The organism is Rhodovulum sp. BSW8 (assembly GCF_003314725.1).
In the GTDB taxonomy this organism is placed as follows: domain Bacteria; phylum Pseudomonadota; class Alphaproteobacteria; order Rhodobacterales; family Rhodobacteraceae; genus Rhodovulum; species Rhodovulum visakhapatnamense.
Window position 1 is genome coordinate 142,024 of record NZ_QNVX01000012.1, and the last position, 21,182, is coordinate 163,205.

At 67.0% G+C, this 21,182-nt stretch carries 14 protein-coding genes, 2 tRNA genes and 1 pseudogene; 9 read left to right on the forward strand and 8 right to left on the reverse strand.

What is annotated here, in order from left to right; translation table 11 throughout:
* The first annotated feature begins 40 nt into the window (after window positions 1–40).
* Window positions 41–115: transfer RNA gene (locus DSD19_RS08980), tRNA-Asn, on the forward strand.
* 107 nt (window positions 116–222) lie between these two features.
* Here DSD19_RS08980 and DSD19_RS08985 read toward each other — a convergent pair.
* A complete protein-coding gene (locus DSD19_RS08985) occupies window positions 223–933 on the reverse strand; it encodes a hypothetical protein (protein WP_133260391.1) in 711 nt (236 codons plus the stop codon).
* A 139-nt stretch (window positions 934–1,072) separates the two neighbouring features.
* Here DSD19_RS08985 and DSD19_RS08990 point away from each other — a divergent pair, with 139 nt between their 5' ends.
* From DSD19_RS08990 to DSD19_RS09000, 3 genes and pseudogenes are all read left to right on the forward strand, one after another.
* Complete coding sequence (locus DSD19_RS08990; RefSeq protein ID WP_113669327.1) at window positions 1,073–2,173, forward strand: cyclic GMP-AMP synthase DncV-like nucleotidyltransferase; 1,101 nt, start codon at window positions 1,073–1,075, stop codon at window positions 2,171–2,173.
* The gene (locus DSD19_RS08995) at window positions 2,161–2,847 is read left to right on the forward strand and encodes a hypothetical protein (RefSeq protein WP_113669328.1); all 687 of its coding nucleotides are present in this window, start codon (window positions 2,161–2,163) and stop codon (window positions 2,845–2,847) included. The genes DSD19_RS08990 and DSD19_RS08995 overlap by 13 nt, the downstream gene beginning before the upstream one ends.
* Window positions 2,848–3,020: 173 nt before the next feature.
* Window positions 3,021–3,338, forward strand: a pseudogene (locus DSD19_RS09000) (transposase); the annotation flags it as partial.
* A gap of 58 nt (window positions 3,339–3,396) precedes the next feature.
* Here the strand turns inward: DSD19_RS09000 and DSD19_RS09005 are convergent.
* The 5 genes from DSD19_RS09005 to pdxH all read right to left on the reverse strand — a co-directional run bounded on the left by DSD19_RS09005 (window position 3,397) and on the right by pdxH (window position 9,418).
* Window positions 3,397–7,068: a vitamin B12-dependent ribonucleotide reductase gene (locus DSD19_RS09005; protein WP_113669329.1), complete on the reverse strand. Its 3,672-nt coding sequence runs from the start codon at window positions 7,066–7,068 to the stop codon at window positions 3,397–3,399.
* Between the two features lie 485 nt (window positions 7,069–7,553).
* A tRNA-Pro gene (locus tag DSD19_RS09010) sits at window positions 7,554–7,630 on the reverse strand.
* A 49-nt stretch (window positions 7,631–7,679) separates the two neighbouring features.
* Entirely contained in the window at window positions 7,680–8,189 is a 510-nt protein-coding gene (locus DSD19_RS09015; protein WP_113669330.1) for a DUF192 domain-containing protein, read from the reverse strand.
* The gene (locus DSD19_RS09020; RefSeq protein ID WP_075785388.1) at window positions 8,147–8,692 is read right to left on the reverse strand and encodes a cold-shock protein; all 546 of its coding nucleotides are present in this window, start codon (window positions 8,690–8,692) and stop codon (window positions 8,147–8,149) included. Before DSD19_RS09020 ends, DSD19_RS09015 begins: the two co-directional genes overlap by 43 nt.
* Before the next feature lie 120 nt (window positions 8,693–8,812).
* On the reverse strand, window positions 8,813–9,418 hold the full coding sequence (gene pdxH, locus DSD19_RS09025) for a pyridoxamine 5'-phosphate oxidase (RefSeq protein WP_113669331.1): 606 nt from the start codon (window positions 9,416–9,418) through the stop codon (window positions 8,813–8,815).
* 100 nt (window positions 9,419–9,518) lie between these two features.
* Here pdxH and fabI point away from each other — a divergent pair, with 100 nt between their 5' ends.
* The 5 genes from fabI to trpE all read left to right on the forward strand — a co-directional run bounded on the left by fabI (window position 9,519) and on the right by trpE (window position 15,563).
* A complete protein-coding gene (fabI, locus tag DSD19_RS09030) occupies window positions 9,519–10,343 on the forward strand; it encodes an enoyl-ACP reductase FabI (RefSeq protein WP_075785386.1) in 825 nt (274 codons plus the stop codon).
* Window positions 10,344–10,425: 82 nt separating this feature from the next.
* Window positions 10,426–10,932, forward strand: a complete 507-nt coding sequence (gene gpt, locus DSD19_RS09035; protein WP_075785385.1) for a xanthine phosphoribosyltransferase — start codon at window positions 10,426–10,428, stop codon at window positions 10,930–10,932.
* 8 nt (window positions 10,933–10,940) lie between these two features.
* Complete coding sequence (locus DSD19_RS09040; protein WP_113669332.1) at window positions 10,941–12,125, forward strand: aminotransferase; 1,185 nt, start codon at window positions 10,941–10,943, stop codon at window positions 12,123–12,125.
* Window positions 12,126–12,191: 66 nt separating this feature from the next.
* Window positions 12,192–14,042, forward strand: a complete 1,851-nt coding sequence (locus DSD19_RS09045; RefSeq protein ID WP_113669333.1) for a peptidyl-prolyl cis-trans isomerase — start codon at window positions 12,192–12,194, stop codon at window positions 14,040–14,042.
* A 6-nt stretch (window positions 14,043–14,048) separates the two neighbouring features.
* Window positions 14,049–15,563, forward strand: coding sequence for an anthranilate synthase component I (trpE, locus tag DSD19_RS09050; RefSeq protein ID WP_113669334.1), 1,515 nt, complete (start codon window positions 14,049–14,051; stop codon window positions 15,561–15,563).
* A gap of 39 nt (window positions 15,564–15,602) precedes the next feature.
* Here the strand turns inward: trpE and DSD19_RS09055 are convergent, their stop codons facing one another.
* Both DSD19_RS09055 and DSD19_RS22625 read right to left on the reverse strand, forming a co-directional pair.
* Window positions 15,603–19,301, reverse strand: coding sequence for a translocation/assembly module TamB domain-containing protein (locus DSD19_RS09055; protein ID WP_113669335.1), 3,699 nt, complete (start codon window positions 19,299–19,301; stop codon window positions 15,603–15,605).
* Window positions 19,301–21,100 (reverse strand): autotransporter assembly complex family protein, encoded by a 1,800-nt coding sequence (locus DSD19_RS22625; RefSeq protein WP_305793747.1) that lies wholly within the window; start codon window positions 21,098–21,100, stop codon window positions 19,301–19,303. Before DSD19_RS22625 ends, DSD19_RS09055 begins: the two co-directional genes overlap by 1 nt.
* Between the last annotated feature and the right edge of the window lie 82 nt (window positions 21,101–21,182).

Genomic DNA, 21,182 nt, shown 5'->3' on the forward strand with positions numbered 1-21,182 from the left:
CTGGACGCCACTGAATCGACTTGCTATATCGCCCTCCAGTTCCGGCGTAGCTCAGCGGTAGAGCAGTTGACTGTTAATCAATTGGTCGTAGGTTCGATCCCTACCGCCGGAGCCATAAAAATCAAGCACTTAGGCTGATTTTCGTGGCGCCCCTCGGGGCCAAGTACAGAATAAGCACAGCATTCTATTGTCGGCCTGATGTTTCAGGGTCGCTCGATGAACCTATTTCTTTTCAATGAGTTCCTTGTGTTCGGCTGCGTAGTCCCTCAGGCCCTTCCCCTTCTCTCTCCAATCCGACAGTCGAGACAGCTCCAGCGTGCCAGCAGTGTTGCGCCCAGTGCGCCAGCTCCTCCGCGTCCAGTAGGTCCCCGAGGCCAGCGAGCCGTCTTCCGCCGTCAGCGCTAGGTCTGCCGCCCCCAGGTGCTTCTCCTCGTCGGTCGCCGCGTGGTTCGGCGTGTGCTGCTGGTAAACGTAGGAGAGGTGGATGCGGTCGGTGTGCTGGTGGCGCCACGGCTTCGCGGTGATTGAGTGGGACTCCCCTTCGGTCGAACTCAGCCCAGCGGCGATCCTCAGCGTGAACAGTGAGTTGGTGATCTGGACGGCCATCGCGTCACGCTGCTCCGGTGTGTCGTGAAGGTCCTGCTCTGTCACCTTTCCGGTGCTGAGGGCCGTCTCGACGAGCTTCTTCACGGTCGGCCAATTGGAGTTCGTCGCACCGACCCATACGCCGTTGAGGTCGGGAAACCAGCGGTTGAGGCTTGGGATCAATCGCCAGACCAAGCGCCAAGGCGCGTAGTAGCCGGTCGGTCCGAAGAAGCCGGAGAAGGCACCCAGCAGGATGAGCGGCAGAAGGCGGACGACAACCGTGTCCGGAACCGAGACGCCTAACCACTGCCCCACGTCGTCAACGTACACCGCGATCGCGATGACCAAGCCGAGCAAGCCGGACAGCCACTTCCACGGTAACAGGGGATACACGATTCGTTCTCCAATTCGATCCTTGGTTAAGAGGTCTTGAACGCGTTGTGCCCAGACCCCACCTATAGATAATAGGTCGCAGCGAGGGCGCAAGATGTATGATTTTTCGAAGCGGGTCCGAACATTCCACGAGGACCGCGTCCGTCTCACGTCGGGCGAACAAGCCGACATGAGGTCGCGGCGTGAGCGGAACCTGAAGCGGATCGAGGACGGCCTTGCGGAGCTCGATAAGCCGAAGGTCGCCGAGACGATCAATCAGGGCGGCTACGCGCAACGGACCATGACGCAGCCGCCCGAGAATGACGTCGACAGCCGGTACGACATTGATCTGGGCATCGTCTTCGAGCAGGACGACGCGAAGACGCCTCGGACGACACGTGACTGGGTCAGGCAGGCGATCGCGCGCAAGGGCAGCGGGTTCAAGAACGAACCGGCCACCAAAAAGAAGTGCGTCCGCGTGGTCTACTCGAACGGGTATCAGTGTGACTTCCCTGTCTTCCGGCGTCGCTGGACCGAGGCAGGCTATCGCTACGAGCTCTCGTCGGGTGACGAGTGGGTAGCTTCTGACCCCGCCGCGATGAATGAGTGGATCAAGAACAAGGTGGCGCTCAGCCCGGTTACCGACGGGAGCTACCAACTCCGGCGGATCATCCGCTACGGCAAGTTCTACTCCAAGACGCATGCGCACCGACTGCGGGCGAGCTTTCCCGGCGGCCTCGTCGCGACGGCGATCTTCATCGAGTGCTACGTCGAAGTCGATGGTCGGGACGACGAGTCGATCCGCGAGACGCTGCGAAAGATCTCGCTCCGCTCCAAATCCGCGCCGGTCTATGCTAACGGTTTCGAGGTGTCCGACGCCAAAGATGAAGATCGCATCGTTCGGTTGATCGATCAGGCCAAGGCGTCCGTCGAGGAGCTCGACAAGCTCGACGGTGACGTTCGCGAGAAGGAGGCTCGAAAAGCCTGGCGGAAGGTCTTCGCCCACAGCTTCTTCGATGAGCCCAAGCAGGATGCGTCATCCACCGCAAAGGGCGCACTCGAAACGAAGTCCGCGCTCTCCAGTGGTTTGGGGGCCCCAGCCCTTGCTTCCGGGATAGCGGCAGCACTGTCTGACGACGCCCGCGCAGACCGTCTCAGGGATGCAGCGGAAGCGCGCAAATCCGAAGGGACAACATCGAAGCCATGGGCGAAGTAGCCACGCTGACGAACCAAGTCGACGAACTGTTCCGCGAGGTGTGGCGGGTCGCAAACACCTGCCAGCCCGAGCTCGTCGTCAGCATGGAAGACGACGTCGTCCTCGTAGAGGGCAAGTTTGTCGTGTGGGACGGCCAGGGACCGCTCGATGGCTATTCGGTCTTCATCGGTTTTTTCAGTGACTTCCCGTCTACATCGCCGCGTGTTTACGAGACCGAAGGGCGCATACCTCGTGACCTAGATAGGCATGTGTTTCCAAGCGACGGTGCCTGCTGCTTGACTGTATGGGAGGGCTGGCTGGCAGAGGTGCAGGAACCGACTGTCGAGGCTTTCTTCCGTGGCCCTCTGCACGACTTCTTCTTCAGCCAGACCTATTTTGACACCAACGGCGAATGGCCCTTCGGCGAGCGGTCTCACGGTATCACTGGCGTCGTAGAAGCATTCTCGGAGATACTCGGAGTTGAACAAGATCGGCAGGTGGTCATCGCGTACCTGAGGCTGATGTGCCGCCAGCATCTCGGCGGACACGCAATCTGCCCATGTGGGAGTAGCAAGCGTTTGCGAGACTGCCATCGTGGCGAGGTCGAAGTTCTGAGAGGTCGGATTTCACGCGACATGGCTCGGCGTATGCTGCGCCAGGTCGAAACACGCAATAGAAGCAAAAAGAACCTCTGACACATCAGTCAGCCCGGAGGAGCCAGCTGCGGTGGCTGTGTGATTCTGCCACCCAAGGTTCCGCGAATATCAGGCTGCCGCGTGCAGCCGCCTTAATCGGTCCATGCCGCACAGGCCGATATTGTCGAACGGGTTGGAACTCAAGAATCCATGGCCAAACGTCAGACTAGCTCGGCTTCGATCTGGTGATGGCGGATAATCTGCCCCGCCCGAGCGGGCTCATCGCAGATCGCGGCTACGATGCAGACAAGATCAGAAACGGCATGGAGGCGCGCAACGTCCTGCCCGTGATACCGATGCGCAAGTCCCGCAAGAAGCGCATTGGTGTCGATCGCTCGCTGTATCGCCTGCGTAATCTGGTCGAACGCTGCTTCAACAAGCTCAAGAACGCCAGGCGTGTCGCGACCCGCTACGACAAGACCGCTGAGAGCTTCCTCGGCTTCATTGACATCACGTCGATCCGTCTCTGGGTCCGCCATTTGTCAACATGACCTAGTCCTCGATGTCGTCGAGGTCGTCCTTTCACCGGAACGACAGGTTCATGCGGTCTTAGCTGCAGCCGCTCGTCGCACCGCAGGTGTTGCACTTCATGCAGGTGCCGTTCCGGACCAGCGTGTAGTTGCCGCATTCGCCGCAAGGATCGCCCTCGTAGCCCTGCATCTTAGCCTTGACGCGGACATCCATCGGCACCGTGCCCGTGGCAAGCGCCGTGGCCGCGCCAGAGGCCGGACCCGCGGCGGGCAGCGCGGCCGCGGTGTCGATGCTGCTGGCGAAGGCGACCGCCCCCATGCCGCCCTGCAGCACCACCAGTTCCTGCGGCAGACGCTTGCGCAGATAGCCGGTCGAGCTGATCTGCTTGAGCACCTCCAGCGACTTCGACGCGGCGCTGTCCGAGACCGGGGCGACATTCGCCTTGCCCTCTTCATGGCCGCTGCCCAGTTCCTCGAAGGCGGCGCCGGTCGGCTTGACATGGGCCAGGTCGGTCCGGTCGAGATAGCTGACCGCCAGTTCGCGGAAGATGTAGTCGAGGATCGAGGTCGCGTTCTTGATCGAGTCGTTGCCCTGCACGATGCCCGCGGGCTCGAACCGGGTGAAGGTGAAGGCCTCGACGAATTCCTCGAGCGGCACGCCATATTGCAGCCCGACCGACACGGCGATGGCGAAATTGTTCATCATCGCCCGGAAGCCCGCGCCTTCCTTGTGCATGTCGATGAAGATCTCGCCCAGCGTCCCGTCCTGATATTCGCCGGTGCGCAGATAGACCTTGTGGCCGCCGATGATCGCCTTCTGGGTATAGCCCTTGCGCCGGGTCGGAAGCTTTTCGCGGTGGCTGCGGACGATCTCCTTGACCACCACCTTCTCGACGATCTTCTCGGCGATGACCTGCGCCTTCTCGGCCGGGGTGCCGGTCGCGAGGATCTCTTCGGCCTCCTCGCCATCCTCGACGAGCGCCGAGGCCAGCGGCTGGCTGAGCTTGGACCCGTCGCGGTACAGCGCATTGGCCTTCACCCCCAGCGACCAGCTGAGTTCATAGGCCGACAGGCAATCCTCGATGCTGGCATCGTTGGGCATGTTGATCGTCTTCGAGATCGCGCCCGAGATGAAGCTTTGCGCGGCCGCCATCATCTTGATGTGGCTGTCGACGCTGAGGAACCGCTTGCCCTTCTTGCCGCAGGGATTGGCGCAGTCGAAGACCGGGTAATGTTCCGGCTTGAGATGCGGCGCGCCTTCCAGCGTCATCGTCCCGCAGACATGGTCGTTCGCGGCCTCGATATCGGCCCGGCTGAAGCCCAGATGGCGCAACAGGTCGAAGCCCGGATCGGCCATCTTGGCGGCGGGGATACCCAGCACCCGGGTGCAGAACTCCTCGCCCAGGGTCCACTGGTTGAAGACGAAGCGGATGTCGAAGGCCGAGGGCAGCGCCGCCTCGATCTTGTCGATCTCGGCCTGACCGAAGCCATGGCCGATCAGCGAGGTGTGGTTGATGCCGGGGCAGTTGCCCAGCGTGCCATGGCCCACCGCATGGCCGATGATTTCTTCGATCTGGGCCGGGCCGTAGCCCAGCGCCTCGAGCGCGGCCGGGACAGACCGGTTGATGATCTTGAAATAGCCGCCGCCCGCGAGCTTCTTGAACTTGACCAGCGCAAAATCGGGCTCGATGCCGGTGGTGTCGCAATCCATCACCAGACCGATGGTCCCGGTCGGCGCGATCACCGAAACCTGCGCGTTGCGGAAACCATGTTTCTCGCCCAGCGCCAGCGCCTCGTCCCAGGCCGACATCGCCATCTCGACCAGGCGTTCGTCGGGGCAGTTGGCGTGATCGAGCGGCACCGGCGGCACGGCGAGCCCGTCATAGCCCTTGGCCTTGCCCCAGGCGGCGTTGCGGTGGTTGCGGATCACCCGCAGCATGGAGGCGGCATTGCGCTTGTGGCCCGGGAAGGCGCCCAGCTCGCCCGCGATCTCGGCCGAGGTGGCATAGGCGATGCCGGTCAGAACGGCGGTCAGCGCGCCGCACAGCGCCCGGCCCTCGTCGCTGTCATAGCCGAGCCCCATGGTCATCAGAAGCCCGCCGATATTGGCATAGCCAAGCCCCAGCGTGCGGAAATCGTAGGACAGGCGCGCGATTTCCTTCGAGGGGAACTGCGCCATCATCACCGAAATTTCCAGCGTCAGCGTCCAGAGCCGGGTGGCATGGGCATAATCCTCGGCCTGGAACGCGCCGTCGCCCCAGAAGGTCAGCAGGTTCATCGAGGCGAGGTTGCAGGCCGTGTCGTCGAGGAACATGTATTCCGAGCACGGATTCGAGGCGCGGATCTCGCCATCGGCCGGGCAGGTGTGCCAGGCGTTGATGGTGTCGTGGAACTGGATGCCCGGATCGGCGCAGGACCAGGCGGCGTGGCCCACCTGGCTCCACAACTCGCGGGCCTTGACGGTCTTGGCGACTGTGCCGTCGGTCCGCCGGACCAGTTCCCAATCTGCATCCTCGCGGACCGCCTTCAGGAAGGCGTCGGTCACGCGGACGGAGTTGTTGGAATTCTGGCCCGACACCGTGGCATAGGCCTCGCTGTCCCAATCGGTGTCGTAGGTGGGGAACTCGATCGAGGAATACCCCTGGCGCGCATAATCGAGCACGCGCTTGACATAGGCTTCGGGCAGCATCGCCTTCTTGGCGGCCCGGATCGCGGCCTTCAGGCCGTCATTCCTGCCCGGGTCGAAGGCCGCGTCGGCATTGCCGTCCCAAACGCGGATCGCATCGAAGATCGCGTTCAGGTGCTTTTCATGGGTCTTGGAGCCCGCCACGAGGCTCGCGACCTTCTGTTCCTCGATGACCTTCCAGTTGATGAAGGACTCGATATCTGGGTGATCCATGTCGCAGATCACCATCTTCGCTGCTCGACGGGTCGTACCGCCCGACTTGATTGCGCCCGCGGCCCGGTCGCCGATCCGAAGAAAGCCCATCAGACCCGAGGACTTGCCCCCGCCCGACAGCGCCTCGCCCTCGGCGCGGAGCGACGAGAAGTTGGTGCCGGTGCCCGAGCCGTACTTGAACAGCCGCGCCTCGCGGACCCAGAGGTCCATGATGCCGCCCTCGTTCACCAGATCGTCCTTGATCGACTGGATGAAGCAGGCATGGGGCTGCGGGTGTTCATAGGCCGAGATCGACTTGGTCAGCTTGCCCGACTTGTAGTCGACATAGTAATGCCCCTGCCCCGGACCGTCGATGCCATAGGCCCAGTGCAGCCCGGTATTGAACCATTGCGGGCTGTTGGGCGCGGCCATCTGGGTCGCCAGCATGTAGCGCATCTCGTCGTAATAGGCGCGGGCGTCTTCCTCGGTGGTGAAATAGCCGCCCTTCCAACCCCAATAGGTCCAGGCGCCCGCCATCCGGTCGAAGACCTGCCGCGCCGAGGTCTCGCCGCCGAAGCGCGCATCCTCGGGCAGGGCTTCCAGCTCGTCCGTATCGGGCACGGATCGCCACAGGAAGGCGGGAACGCCCTCTTCGGGCACCGGGGTCCGTCGCGCCGGAACGCCGGCCTTGCGGAAGTACTTCTGGGCGATCACGTCGCTTGCGACCTGGCTCCAGCCCGCGGGGACCTCCACCTCGTCGAGCCGGAACACCACCTTGCCATCGGGATTGCGAATCTCCGACGTCGTCGACACGAACTCGAGCGCGCCGTAGGCGCCGGTCTCTTCGGTGGTGAATTTGCGTTCGATCTTCATGGATCTGCCCCGTATCCCGTATTTTTCTGTCCCGGCGCCGCGAAAGCGTCCCGGGCCCGTCTGCCGACCCGTCTGCCGTCAGGCAAACGCATGGCCTCACCGGCGGTCTTGCCGCCGGATCCGGCATGCGCGCCGCAGCCCGTGTTCTGTGCCCTTGGTCCTGTCCCGCCGAGGCGCTGTTCCCGACCCTCGGTCGAGCCACTAGATCTAGTGTTGCCTCACCCAGCCCATACAAATTGACGGAAAATTAGGGGATTGGTCAACGCGATTCTTGCGCCCAAGGCCAAGTTTTTGGGGTTGACTGAACGGCTGACCACAAGGGCTTGAGTCATCCACAGCTTGTGGAAAACAGAATGGGGATGGAAAACCGCGCCAGAAGAAGGGCTTGCACGCGAAGGTTGAGATTCGTCCCCCGCGTTGACGAATATGAGCAGAACCTGCGGCGAAAAAGCCGAATACGCTCAAAAGGTTAACAAAGTGGGTTATGGTCGGGGCGGCGGGATTCGAACCCACGGCCTACGGCACCCAAAGCCGTCGCGCTACCAGGCTGCGCTACGCCCCGTGGCCGCCTCCATAGCGCCCAGGCCGCCGCAAGGAAAGAGGCTTGGGTCCTAGTCGCAGGGCCAGGCGGCGTCCGGCCCGAAGGCGGGATGGCGCAGCTCGGTTCCGGGCGCGATGCCCAGCCGCCCGGCCAGCCCGCCATTGATCTCGAGCACCGCCAGAATGCCCGGCCCGCCGTCGATGGGCCTCCGGTCCAGCGGCTCCGCGTCGGCATGGACCTTCTTCACCCGACCCGCCCCGTCGAGGAAGATCATGTCGAGCGGGATCAGCGTGTTCTCCATCCAGAAGGCGACGGGCTGCGGATCGGGGTAGACGAAAAGCATCCCCGCCGATCCGGCCAGATGCGTCCGGTTCATCAGGCCAAGCGCCCGCTCGGCCTCGTCATCGGCGATCTCGACCGTGAACCGCGCCGTGCCCCAGTCGCCGCGCAGATCGACCCGGGTCTCGGCGCAATCGGCGGCACGCGCCGCCCCCGCAACCGCCCAGACCAGAAGACCGGCCGCCGCCGCCCGGACCGCTATCTTGCGAAGGCCCCGTCCGGACCGAGCGCGCTTTCCCATGGACCCACCGATATTGCGAGGCGGCCGCGCTGGCCTTCGGTGACCCGCACCGCGATGGCCTCGCCCGGCTGCAGATCGGCCAATCCCGACCGCCGCAGCACCTCGATATGAATGAACACATCGTCGTCGCGGCCGAAGACATTGGCAAAACCGAAGCCCTTGGCCTTGTCGAACCATTTAACGCGTGCGGGTTCCAGCGGCAATGCCGCGACCTGTTCGGCCGTCAGATGCATCGCATCCTCGAGCGCGGGCGCCCCCGCGGCAACGGGCGGCTCGATCTTCAGAACCTCTGTCGCCTGCAGCCCGCGGGCCGTCCGGTTCACGACCAGAACGATGCCCGCCCCGTCCGAAACCGAATTCTGTCCGAAGTTCCGCAGCACATTCGCGTGCAGCAGGATATCGGGGCCGCCTTCGTCGGACACGACAAAGCCGAACCCCTTTGACGGATCGAACCACTTAACACGCCCTTCGACGCGCAACGCCGTGTCGCTGTCCTTGTCCATACGTCCGGTCCCGGTCGTCTTTGATGCCTCAGGCGCCTGGACGCTGGCCAGACGCACTCCCCAAAAAGAGTTCGACGCCCCATCGTCCCGCCGCGCGTTGCCCGGACCGCCTCCGGGCAATCAAGGGTAGAGTCTGGCGATCTTCCACTCAGCGTCAAGTGTATCTCTGCACCAGCGAAACCGGTCGTGCAGGCGGAAGGCCCCGTCGGCCCAGAATTCTATCTCGAGAGGCCTCAGCCTGAAGCCTCCCCAGAAGGGCGGCCGTTGCGGCGACACGCCGCGCCTGGCGGTGACAAGCGCCACCTCGGCCATCAGTTCGCGCCGCGACGCCAAGGGTCGCGACTGCTGCGACGCCCAGGCTCCAAGTCGGCTTTGCAGAGCACGAGAGGCATAATAGGCATCGGCTTTTTCGCCTTCTTCCTTCTCGGTCACGCCACGGACCCGGATCTGGCGCCGCAATGATTTCCAGTGTAACACGAATGCCGCTTTATTCGTTAGGGCAATTTCGCCCGCCTTTACACTTTCGTAATTGGTGTAGAACAGGAAAGCGTCGTCCTCGATCTCCTTCAACAACACCATCCGCGCATTCGGCAATCCCTGCGCGTCGACCGTCGCCAGCGCGATCGCATTCGGATCGTTCGGTTCGGTCTTTTCGGCTTCGGCCAGCCAGGCGCGCGCGATCGCGAAGGGATCGTCGCCCGCAAATAGTCCGTCCCTGTCGCTCATGGCCTGCGTCCTCCTGGTTGACCCTGTGGCACTTGATGGGTTCGTGCATTTGCCCTACACCGGCGGCAAATTTTTGAACAGATGGTCGAGGGGACCTCGGATGTCGACAAAGCTGATGGAGGGCAAGCGGGGCCTGATCATGGGACTCGCCAACGACAAGTCCATCGCCTGGGGGATCGCGCGGCAATGCGCGGACGCCGGCGCTGAGCTGGCTTTTTCCTATCAGGGCGAAGCACTTAAGAAGCGCGTGATGCCGCTGGCCGAGAGCCTGGGCAGCGATATGGTGCTGGAATGCGACGTCGCCAGCGAAGAGTCGCTCGACGCCCTCTTCGCCGCGCTCGAGGCGCGCTGGGGCCGGCTCGATTTCATCGTCCATGCCATCGGTTTCTCGGACAAGAACGAGCTGCGCGGCCGCTATGTCGACACGTCCCGGTCGAACTTCCTGATGTCGATGGACATCTCGGTCTACTCCTTCACCGCCGCCGTCCAGCGCGCCGCGCGCCTGATGACCGAAGGCGGTTCGGCGCTGACGCTGACCTATTACGGGGCCGAGCGGGTGATGCCTCACTATAACGTGATGGGCGTCGCAAAAGCCGCTCTCGAAGCCTCGGTCCGCTACATGGCCGAAGACCTCGGCAAGGATGGAATTCGCGTCAATGCCATTTCCGCCGGACCGATCAAGACGCTGGCCGCCAGCGGCATTGGCGATTTCCGCTATATCTTGAAATGGAATGAACTGAATTCGCCGCTTCGGCGCAATGTGACCCAGGACGAGGTCGGAAAATCGGCGCTTTATCTTCTGTCGGATCTCGGCAGCGCGGTCACCGGCGAGGTGCACCATGTCGATGCCGGCTATCACAGCGTCGGCATGAAAGCGGTCGACGCACCCGATATCGACGCGGTCACCGGACGCAAGGACGGCTGAGCGGTCCGCGCCCGCCCGCGGCAGCGCTTGACGCGGGCGGGCGCGACCTGCCATTCGTCGAAGGCACGCACAGGAGACACCGATGGCCCCCGACCGTCTGCCCCATGAAAAAGGCTTTCACGTCAGCTGGGATCAGCTGCACCGCGATGCGCGGGCGCTGGCCTGGAGGCTCGACGGACAGGGGCCCGACAACGGCGCCTGGCGCGCGGTGGTCGGGATCACCCGGGGCGGCATGGCCCCGGCGATGATCGTCTCGCGCGAACTCGACATCCGCTTGGTCGACACGATCTCGGTCAAGTCCTACAACCACCAGTCCCAGAGCGCGCCGGTCATCATCAAGATGCCCGACCGCGATCTGGTGGGCGACGGCACCGGGGTGCTGATCGTCGACGATCTGGTCGATACCGGCCGGACGCTCGAGGTGGTCCGCGCGACCATGCCCAAGGCCCATGTCGCCACGGTCTATGCCAAGCCGATGGGCCGGCCGCAGGTCGACACCTATATCACCGAGGTCAGCCAGGACACCTGGATCTTCTTCCCCTGGGACATGGCGCTGCAATACGTCAAACCCTACCGCGCGGGCGAATAGCCGCCGCGATGCCCGTCCGCCAGCCACCGCGCGGCGGCACCGCCGCCACCTTCGCCCCGCCGATCATGGAGGCCCGGCGCTGGCTTGACGGGATCGAGTTTCCGCCCGACCGGCCGCTTCTCGATGTCAGCCAGGCCGCGCCGATGGACCCGCCGCCCGCGGCGCTGCGGCAGGCCATCGCCGAGGCCGCGCTGAACGATCCGGGCGCGCATCTTTACGGCCCCGTGCTGGGCCTGCCCGAGCTGCGCGCCGAAATCGCCGACCAGTGGTCCTCGGCCTATGGCGGCGCGATCCGGCCCGAACAGGTCGCCATCACCCAGGGCTGCAACCAGGCCTTCTGCGCGGCCGTCTCGGCCATCGCCGCGGCCGGGGACGAGGTGATCCTGCCCACGCCCTGGTACTTCAATCACAAGATGTGGCTCGACATGGCCGGCGTGCGGGCGGTGCCGCTCTCGACCGGGGCCAACCTGCTGCCCGAGGTCCAGCGCACCGCGGCCCTGATCACGCCGCGCACCCGCGCCATCGTGCTGGTCACGCCCAACAACCCGACCGGGCTCGAATATCCGGCGGGGCTCGTGGCCGAGGTCCTGGCGCTTTGCCGCAATCACGGGATCGCCCTGATCCTCGACGAGACCTATCGCGATTTCGACGGGCGCGACGGCGCCCCGCACCGGCTGTTCGCCGATCCCGACTGGGGCGACACGCTGATCCAGCTTTACTCCTTCTCCAAGGCCTACCGGCTGACCGGGCATCGCGTGGGCGCGCTGGTGGCCGCCGAACCGATCGTGGCCGAGGTCGGGAAATTCCTCGACACGGTGGCGATCTGCGCCAACCAGCTTGGCCAGCGCGCGGCACTTTGGGGGCTGTGCAACCTCGCCGCCTGGAAGGCCGACGAACGGGCCGAGATCCTCGCCCGCCGCACAGCCGTCGAAACCGGCTTCGCCGCCCTGCCGGGCTGGGATCTGATGGGCGCGGGCGCCTTCTTCGCCTGGGTGCGCCACCCCTTCGCCATCGACTCGACGACGCTCGCCCGGCGTCTCGTGGCCGAGGCGGGCGTGCTGCTGCTGCCGGGGGCGATGTTCCTGCCCGAGGCCGATCCGGGCAGCCGCGACCAGCTGCGGATCGCCTTTGCCAATATCGACCGTCCGGGCCTTCGGACGCTGTTCCAGCGGCTTGCGGCCTTCCGCCCCTGACGCTTGCGGGGGGCCGCGCAAAGACCTACACAGCAGCGAACCCAGATCCGGCAGGGAGGCGGCCCGATGTCCAAGTCCAAAGGCAAGCAATTCTCGAAGACGCTCGTCTGGCTGATGCTGATCTTCGTGGTGCTGGGCCTCGGCGGGTTCGGGGTCAGTAATTTCGGCGGCCGGGTCGAGGCCATCGGCAGCGTCGGCGACACGAAGATCAGTACCGACACCTATGCCCGCGCGCTGCAGCGCGAATTGCGCGCCCGCGCGGCGGCAACCGGCGGCCAGACCATGAGCATCGCCGAGGCCCAGTCGACCGGGCTGGTCGATGCCATCCGCGCCCAGGTGATCTCGAATGCCGCGCTCGACAACGAGATGGCCCGGATCGGCGTGTCGGTCGGCGACGATCAGGTCGCCCGCGAGGTGATGCGGATCGACGCCTTCAAGGGCCCCGATGGCAGCTTCGACCGCGAGGCCTATCGCTACACCCTGTCGCAGAACGGCCTGACCGAGGCGCAGTTCGAAACCTCGCTCCGCGACGAGGCCGCGCGCTCGCTGCTGCAGACGGCCGTCGTTGCCGGGCTGAACCCGCCCGAGACCTATGTCGACACGCTGTACACCTTCATCGCCGAACGGCGCAGCGTCAGCCTGATCCACCTGACAGCCGGGGATCTCGACGCGCCGGTGCCCGACCCGACCGGGGACGATCTGACCGCCCAGTACGAAGCGACCCCCGCTGCCTACACCGCCCCGATGACGCGCAAGATCGCCTATGCCTGGCTCACCCCCGAGATGATGGCAGACCGGATCGAGCCCGACGAAGAGTTGCTGCATCAGCTTTATCAGGAACATATCGACCAGTTCGTGCAGCCCGAGAAACGTCTTGTCGAACGGCTGGTCTTTGCCGACATGACCGAGGCCCAAGCCGCCTGGGACAAGATCGCCTCGGGCGAAGAGAGCTTCGACGACGCGGTGGCGGCGCGGGGCCTCTCGATCGACGATATCGACCTGGGCGACGTCTCCGAGGTGCAGATCGGCGGCGCGGCCGGACAGGCGGTCTTTGCGCTGACCGAACCCGGTCTTGCCGGGCCGGTGATGTCGGATCTCGGGCCCGCGATCTTCCGGGTGAACGCGATCCTCGCCAAGCAGGAAGTCCCCTTCGAGGAGGCGCGCGAAACCCTCGCCCCTGAGGCGGTGCACGACCGCGCGGTTCGGATGATCGCCGACAAGATGTCGGACTTCGACGACCTGCTGGCGGCGGGCGCGACGCTTGAGGATCTGGCACGCGAAACCGACATGGAGCTGGGCGAGATCGACTATACCGCCAATAGCGACCAGGGCATCGCTGCCTATCAGGACTTCCGCGAGGCTGCCAATGCGGCGGTCGAGGGCGATTTCCCCGAAGTGAAGGAACTGGACGACGGCGGCATCTTCGCGCTGCGGCTCGACGGGGAAACCCCGCCCACCCTGCGTCCGCTCGACGCCGTGCGCGACCAGGTCGCCGAGGATTGGCGCGCGGCCGAAACCGCGCGCGAGCTTGCCGCCAAGGCCGAGGCGCTGAAGGCGCGGGTCGAGAATGGCGAGGACATGGCCGCGCTCGGGCCCGAAGTGACGTCGGAAAGCGCCCTGTCGCGCGGCGGGCTGATGCCCCAGCCGCTGTCCGATGCGCTGTTCGCGCTGGGGGCCGAGGGCGACACCGCCGTCGTGCCCTCGGGCGACGAGGTCTGGCTGATCCGGCTCGACGCCATCCTGCCGCCCGACGGCAACGATCCGGGCGCCGAGGCGCTGCGCCAAAGCATCGCCTCGCAGGCCAGCCAGGGGATCGCCCAGGACCTTTACAGCTCGTTCGCCCAGGCGGTGATCAACGCCGCCGGGCTGTCGCTCGACCAGGCGGCGATCAACGCCGTCAATGCCCAGTTCCGGTAAGCGCCCATGTCGAAGATCATTCCCGAGTTCGCCGCCTTCGAGGCAGGTTACGAGGCCGGTCGCGCCCAGGTCGTCTATGCCCGGCTGGCCGCCGATCTCGATACACCGGTCTCGCTGATGCTGAAACTCGCGGGCGCCCGGACCGACAGCTTCATGCTGGAATCGGTCACGGGCGGCGAGGTGCGCGGCCGCTATTCGGTGGTCGGCCTCAAGCCCGACCTGATCTGGGAGTGTCGGGGCGAGACCAGCCGCGTCAACCGGATGGCGCGTTTCGATCCCGACGCCTTCGAGCCGATGGAGGGCCATCCGCTGGCCAGCCTGCGCCAGATCCTCGCCGAAAGCGCCATCGACATGCCCGAGGACCTGCCCTCCATCGCGGCGGGGCTTTACGGCTATCTCGGCTATGACATGATCCGGCTGGTCGAGCGGCTGCCGAACGTCAATCCCGACCCGCTGGGCCTGCCCGATGCGCTGATGCTGAGGCCCTCGGTCGTGGCGGTGCTGGACGGGGTCAAGGGCGAGGTGACGGTGGTTTCGCCCGCCCGGCCCGAACCCGGGCTGTCGGCCCGCGCCGCCTATGCCCAGGCCGCCGAGCGGGTGATGGATGCGCTGCGCGATCTCGACCGGGCGGTGCCCGCCGAGACCCGCGATTTCGGCGAGGCGCGCGAGATCGGCGAGCCGGTCTCGAACTTCACCCGCGAAAGCTACATGGCCGCGGTCGAGACCGCGAAGGACTATATCCGCGCGGGCGACATCTTCCAGGTCGTCCCGGCCCAGCGCTGGACCCAGGACTTTCCGCTGCCGCCCTTCGCGCTTTACCGCAGCCTGCGGCGCACCAACCCCTCGCCCTTCATGTTCTTCTTCAATTTCGGCGGTTTCCAGGTCGTGGGCGCCAGCCCCGAGATCCTGGTGCGGCTGCGCGGCGGCGAGGTCACGATCCGGCCCATCGCCGGCACCCGCCCGCGCGGCGCCACGCCCGCCGAGGACCGCGCGCTCGAAGCCGACCTGCTCTGCGACCAGAAGGAACTGGCCGAGCATCTGATGCTGCTCGATCTGGGACGCAACGATGTGGGCCGGGTCGCGAAGATCGGCACCGTCCATCCGACCGAGAAATTCATCATCGAGCGCTATTCCCACGTCATGCATATCGTCTCGAACGTGGTGGGCGAGATCGCCGAGGGCGAGGATGCGCTGTCGGCCCTGCTGGCGGGGCTGCCTGCGGGCACGGTCTCGGGCGCGCCCAAGGTCCGCGCGATGGAGATCATCGACGAGCTCGAACCCGAAAAGCGCGGCGTCTATGGCGGCGGCGTGGGCTATTTCGCAGCCGGTGGGGACATGGACATGTGCATCGCGCTGCGCACGGCCGTCCTCAAGGACGAAAAGCTGTACATCCAGGCGGGCGGCGGCGTCGTCTACGATTCCGACCCGGCCGCCGAATGGCAGGAAACCGTCAACAAGTCGAACGCGCTCCGCGCTGCCGCCGCCGAGGCCGCCCGCTTCGTGCGCCGCGGCAACGGCTGAGCCGCTCCCGCGCCCCGGCGGGCGCGGGCCCTGTCGTTCTCAGTAATCGCGTTCGTAGAAGATCCCGATGCCGGTATCGCCCTCGGCGCCGACATGGCCCTTGACGGTCACATAAGGCGACACGTCGAGGTTTAGGTTGATCTCGCTCTCGCCGTCCGGATTGACGATCACCTGCGAATAGACGTTGTCCGACAGGTACTTGCCCGCACTCAACTCGGTGCCGCCCTCTTCGGTCGAATTCACGTCCAGATCGTCGAGCCCGGTCGCACTGCGCAGCGTGCCCAGAATCCCCTGCCCGCCCCGGCCCATCAGCGTGGCCACCGCCGAGGCCAGCTCGGCCGCCTGCAAGGGCGACAGCGTATCGAGCCCACGGCCGAACAGGATCCGCGAGATCACTTCTTCCTGCGGCAGATCGGGGTCCGACTGGAACGAGATATCGGGGGAACTGGCGCGCCCGTCGACGAGGATTCGCGCGGTCACGTCGCCCGACTGGGTCGCCGCCACGAAATGCAGCTGCGGATCGAACGGGCCGGACAGCGTCACCTGCCCCTCGTCCAGCGTGAAACGCTGGGCCAGGATGTCGAGCCGCCCACGGATCAGCTGGAACTGGCCCGTGGCCGCGACATCGGCGGTGGTCCCGCCCAGAACCAGCCGCCCGCCCAGCTCGGCATCGAGCCCCCGGCCCCGCACGAAGACCTGCGAGGGCGCCGACACCGTCAGGTCCAGCGGATAGGGCCGTCCGCCCCCGCCGCCGCTGTCGGTCTCGACCAGTCCGGCCCGCACCCGCGTCGCCTGCACCGCCGCCGGGGCGCCCCGATGCACGAGATCGGGCAGCTCGCCGCCGCCGCCAAGCCCGGTCGAGGGCACGGTGATCTCGGTCCGCCCCAGATCCAGCCGCCCGGCGATCCGTGCGCCGCCGGTCAGCGGGCCGGTGACGGTCACGGTGCCATCGACGCTGGTTTCATAAAGCGCCGGGTCCTGCAGGCGCGCCTGCGTCAGCCGGATGGCCAGTTCGGCCGGGAAGGCCCCGGACAGCGCGATCGGCCCCGCGACGGAGACCTGCCCGCCGCCCAGCCGTCCGCCAAGGTCCAGCCGCGCGCGTCCGCCCGACAAATCCACCCGACCGCCGATATCGGTCAGCGCCGCGCCCAGCGTCGGCGCCGACAGCCGCGCGCCCGAGGTCGTGGCCCGACCCGACAGCGCCGACAGCCCCGGCGGGCCTTTCAGCGTCAGATCGTAGGCCGCCATCCCGTCAAGGCTGCGGGGTTCGATGAACGGATTGGCCAGCGACAGCGGCGCCCGGCCTTTCAGGCTCAGATCGGCCGACGAGGCATCCCGGGCCAACGTGCCCGCAACGGCCGCGGTTGTACCGTTCGGCCCGGTCGCGTCGAGTTTCAGGCGCCAGTTGGCCCCGTCGGGCCGGGCCGTGCCCTTCAGCGCGACCGGCCCCGGGAAGCCCTCGACCAGCAGCGCCAGATCGGACAGCCGTGCCGCCAGATCGAGCGTGCCGTCGCCCGCACGATCCTCGGCCTTGACGGTGAGCCGTGGCGTCGCGATGTCGAGTCGCCCGACCGAGATCGCGCCGCCCTTGCGCGCGCCTTCGGCCTCGATGGTGGTCTTGCCGCCGATCACCCGGTCGATCTGGGCCATGCCGATGGCCAGCCCCTGCGCCTCGGCGCTCAGCGCGGCCTCGAAATCGCCCTTGACCGCGCCCTGCCCGGTCAGCGTCGCGTCCACCGATCCCGACAGCCGCCGTCCGGCAAGCCCCGAAAAGACCGACAGCTTCGGCGCGTTCAGCGTCACTTTGCCTTCGGCGGGCAGCGCCGGGTCGCCGGGGGTCAGCGCGCCCTGGGCGGCAATCTCGGCCCCGGCCGCCCGCGCCTCGAACCGGTCGAGCCTGAGCCGCCCGCCCGATTCCCAGCCGAAGGCGGTGTCGAGCGTGCCCGGCCCGGTCAGCTTCGGATCGACCAGCGCCAGATCGGGCACCTGCCCGGTCAGGGTCAGCCCGCCCGAGGCGGTCGACAGATCGCCTTTGCCCTCAAGACGGATGCCCGGAGTTTCGACCTGCAGCGCCTTCAGCGCGGTCCCCTCGGGCCCCCGCATCGCCGCCACCTGCACCTGTCCCGTTCCGGCCAGAAGCGGATCGAGCCGGGGCGTGCCGGTCTTGAGATCGGTGGTTTCGGCCGCGAGCGCCAGATCGAAGATCCCGTCCAGCAGCCGGTAGCGCCCGGTCAGATCGGCCCGGGCCGCGCCGCCCAGCGCCCGGCCCGCCAGCGCCGCAAAGCGCGACAGGTCGTCCAGCGCCGCGCCGATCTGGCCGTCGAAGGGCAGCCCGTCGGCGGCGGCGCCCAGCGTACCCTTGGCCGTCAGCCGCGCATCGCCCGCCGCGATTGCCAGATCGCTCAGCGAAAGCGGCGTCCCGGCCTGCCAGAAGAGGCGCGCGCGGCCCTCGGCCGTTGCGCCCAGCGCGCGCGCCAGCGCAGGGTCGGCATGGCTCAGCCCGGTGGCGCGGAAGGCGATGTCAGCGTCCAGCGCCGGAGCCTCGGGCCGGATCGTGCCGGTGCCGGTCAGATCGGCATGGCCAAGCTTCAGCGGGCCGCTGGTCAGCCCGTCCAAAGCGATGTCGGCCTGCCAGGCCTCGCCGGTCGCGGCATCGAATTTGGCCTCCAGCAACACACCCTCGACCGAGGTGTCCAGCCCCGAGACCGGCAGCACCACGGGCCCCGACAGCCGCCCCGACAGATCGACCTTTTCCGGCAGGCCAGTCGGGGCCAGCACCAGCGTGCCGCCCAGCTGCAAGGCCCCGGTCGCGACTTCGAGCCGCGAGATGTCAAGCCGGCGGTCGGCGCCGCGCGTGCCCTCGACCGCCAGCTCGGACGAGTCGCCGAAGAAGGGGCGCAGCCGCTCGGCCACCAGCGGGCCGAGATCGCCCGCAAGGGTCGCGGCAAAGTCCCGGGCCTCGGGCGCATCCTCGGGCGCGGTGATGGTCAGCCGACCCGCGACCCGGGGCTCGCCCTCGGTCGCCAGCGCCAGATCGGCCGCGAAATCGCTGAGCGGCCCGTCGCCCTCGACGGTCAGCGCCAGCGGCGGCGCGCCCGGCAGACCCGCCAGGCTCGACACGATGCCGCCCGCGCCTTCGGTCAGCGACAGGTCCAGCGACAGCGTCTGGCTGTCATTGGCATAGGCGGCCTTCAGCGCGAAGGCGCCATCGGCATCGCTGCGGGTGGCGGTGATATCGGCCTCGCCCGCGCCGCCCGCGAGGCTCAGCGCCCCGTCCAGCGCCATCTCGGCCTCCTGGCCGATCAGCGCCTCGCCCAGCACCAGCCGGGGCGTCCTGACCCGGCCGATGTCGATCGAGACCGGCAGGTCCGGCAGCGCGAAGGGCGTGGCCTCGGATTGCTCGACGCTGGCACCCTCGCCCTTGGGCAGGCGCGGCAGCAGGATCTCGTCGGCCGACAGTTCCTCGACCTTGACCTCGCCCCGCAGAAGCGCCGCCCGCGACCAGTCGAGCACGGCCCCGCGCACGGTCAGCCACACGCCATCCTCATCGGCGATGGTCAGCTCTTTCAGGGTCGCCCGCGAGGACAGCGCGCCCTCGAATCCCTCGATCCGGATCTCGCGCCCGGCCGAGGACAGCTTGTCCTCGAGAAAGCGCACCAGAACGCCGCGGTCGTCCTCCTGCGCGGCCAGCGGCAGCGCGGTGAGAAGAAGCAGAAGAAAACCGAGAAACGCGCGCATCAGAAGGCCTGCCCGATACCGATGTAGAACTGAACCCCGTCGCCGGTATCGCCGTCGACCGGCGCCGCGATGTCGAAGCGGATCGGGCCGATCCCGGTGTCATAGCGCAGCCCGAGCCCCGCGCCCGAATGCCAGTCGCCGTCCGACACCCACGAGTCGGGCCCGACGAAGCCCGCATCGTAGAAGGCCACCATCTGGATCGCGCGGGTGACGCCGATCCGCGCCTCGCCCGACAGCCCGACGAAGGACCGCCCGCCGATCCGGTCGCCATTCGGCAGATCGACCGCGAGCGACTGATAGGGCTGGCCGCGCACCGTGCCGCCGCCGCCCGAAAAGAACAAAAGCGCGGGCGGGACGCCATCGCTCGACGCGCCGACCACGGACCCGATCTGCGCCCGCCCGGCCAGCACGACCCGGGCCCCGAGCGGCTGGTAGATCCGCGCATCGGCCTTGATCAGCGCGCCGCTTTCGGCAGCGCCGCCCACTGCCAGAAGCGGGGTCACGCTGCCGTCGAGGTAAAACCCGTCATGGGCGTCGAGCGCATCGTCGCGGCGGTCCCAGGTCAGGCTGACGGGAAAGGTCAGATGGGTCAGTTGCCGGTCGCCGAGATCGTCGCTGACATCGGAATAGCGCAACAGCACCCCGGCCTCGCCGCTCAGATGCGGCGTGAAGATCCGGGTCAGGCCGCCGCCCACCCGGGCGTTGGTCTCGGTGTAATCGGGCTCGTCCAGATCCTCGACGGCGCCCAGCAGGTAAAGCCCGGTATCGGCATCGATCACCGCCGGGCGGTCGAAGCGGGCCGACAGCGACAGGTCCTCGCCGCCGCCCTCCTGCCCGCCGATCCCCGCGATCTCGAAATCGAAGCGCAGCCGCTCGGCCCCGCCCAGAAGGTTGCGATGCATCCAGTAGCCCGAGACCGTCGCGCCCTCGAGCGACGAGAGCTCGATCCCGAAGCCCAGGCGGCGTTTCTTCTGGTCGACCACCTCCAGCCCGATATCCATGCTGTTGCCGGGTCCGAGCGTCTCGGCCTCGGTCAGGCGCACCGACCGGAAAGCGCCGGTCCGGCGCAGCCGCTCGGCGCTTCGGTCCAGCGCCTCGGGATCGAAGGGTTCGCCCATCGGCAGCCCGGCAATGGCCCGAAGCCGCTCTTCGCGGACCCGCGAGCCCGAGGCGATCACGAGATCGCCGAACCGGACCGCAGGCCCGGGATCGAGCCGCACCCGGGCGGCCAGCGTTGCCCCCGGGTGATTGGCGATCAGGCTTTGTCCCGCGACCCGGGCCCTGGCATGACCGGCGGTACGCCAGCCATCGACCCCGGCCTCGGCCGCAGCGCGAATGGTGCCCGCCTCGGCGGGCCGCCCCGGGGCAAACCCCTCGGGCAGGTCGGTGCCGGGGGCCAGCGGGTCGATCTGGGCTTCGGAGAAGGCGAAAGGCCGCCCGGTCGCCACCCGGATCTCGACCCGGCCGATCCGGGCGGGCACCGACAGGGGCGACAGATCGGCCGCCTCGCGCCCGTCGAGGGTGACATGGACCTCGGGACCGTAATAGCCGCGCGCATAGAGCACGCCGACAAGACGGGCGTAATCGGCCCGGGCGGCGGCAAAGATGTCCTGCGCGCTGGCATCGGGTTCGCTGGCCGCCTGCAGCGACAGAGCCGAGTTCTCAAGCGCCTGCCGCACCGCGTCGGGTGCGCCGGGCGCGCTCAGCACGGCTTCGGTCGCGGCGGCCGGTCGCGGGGCGACAGACAGCAGGATCGCCGTCAGGACGGCGAACGAGGGAATGCAACGCGAGTCGATCAAATCCGGCCCCTTTTCCCGGCATACTTAGCCAAGACGGCGGCAGGGGAAACCCCGGGGGCCGGATTTTGCCGCGAAAGGGCGT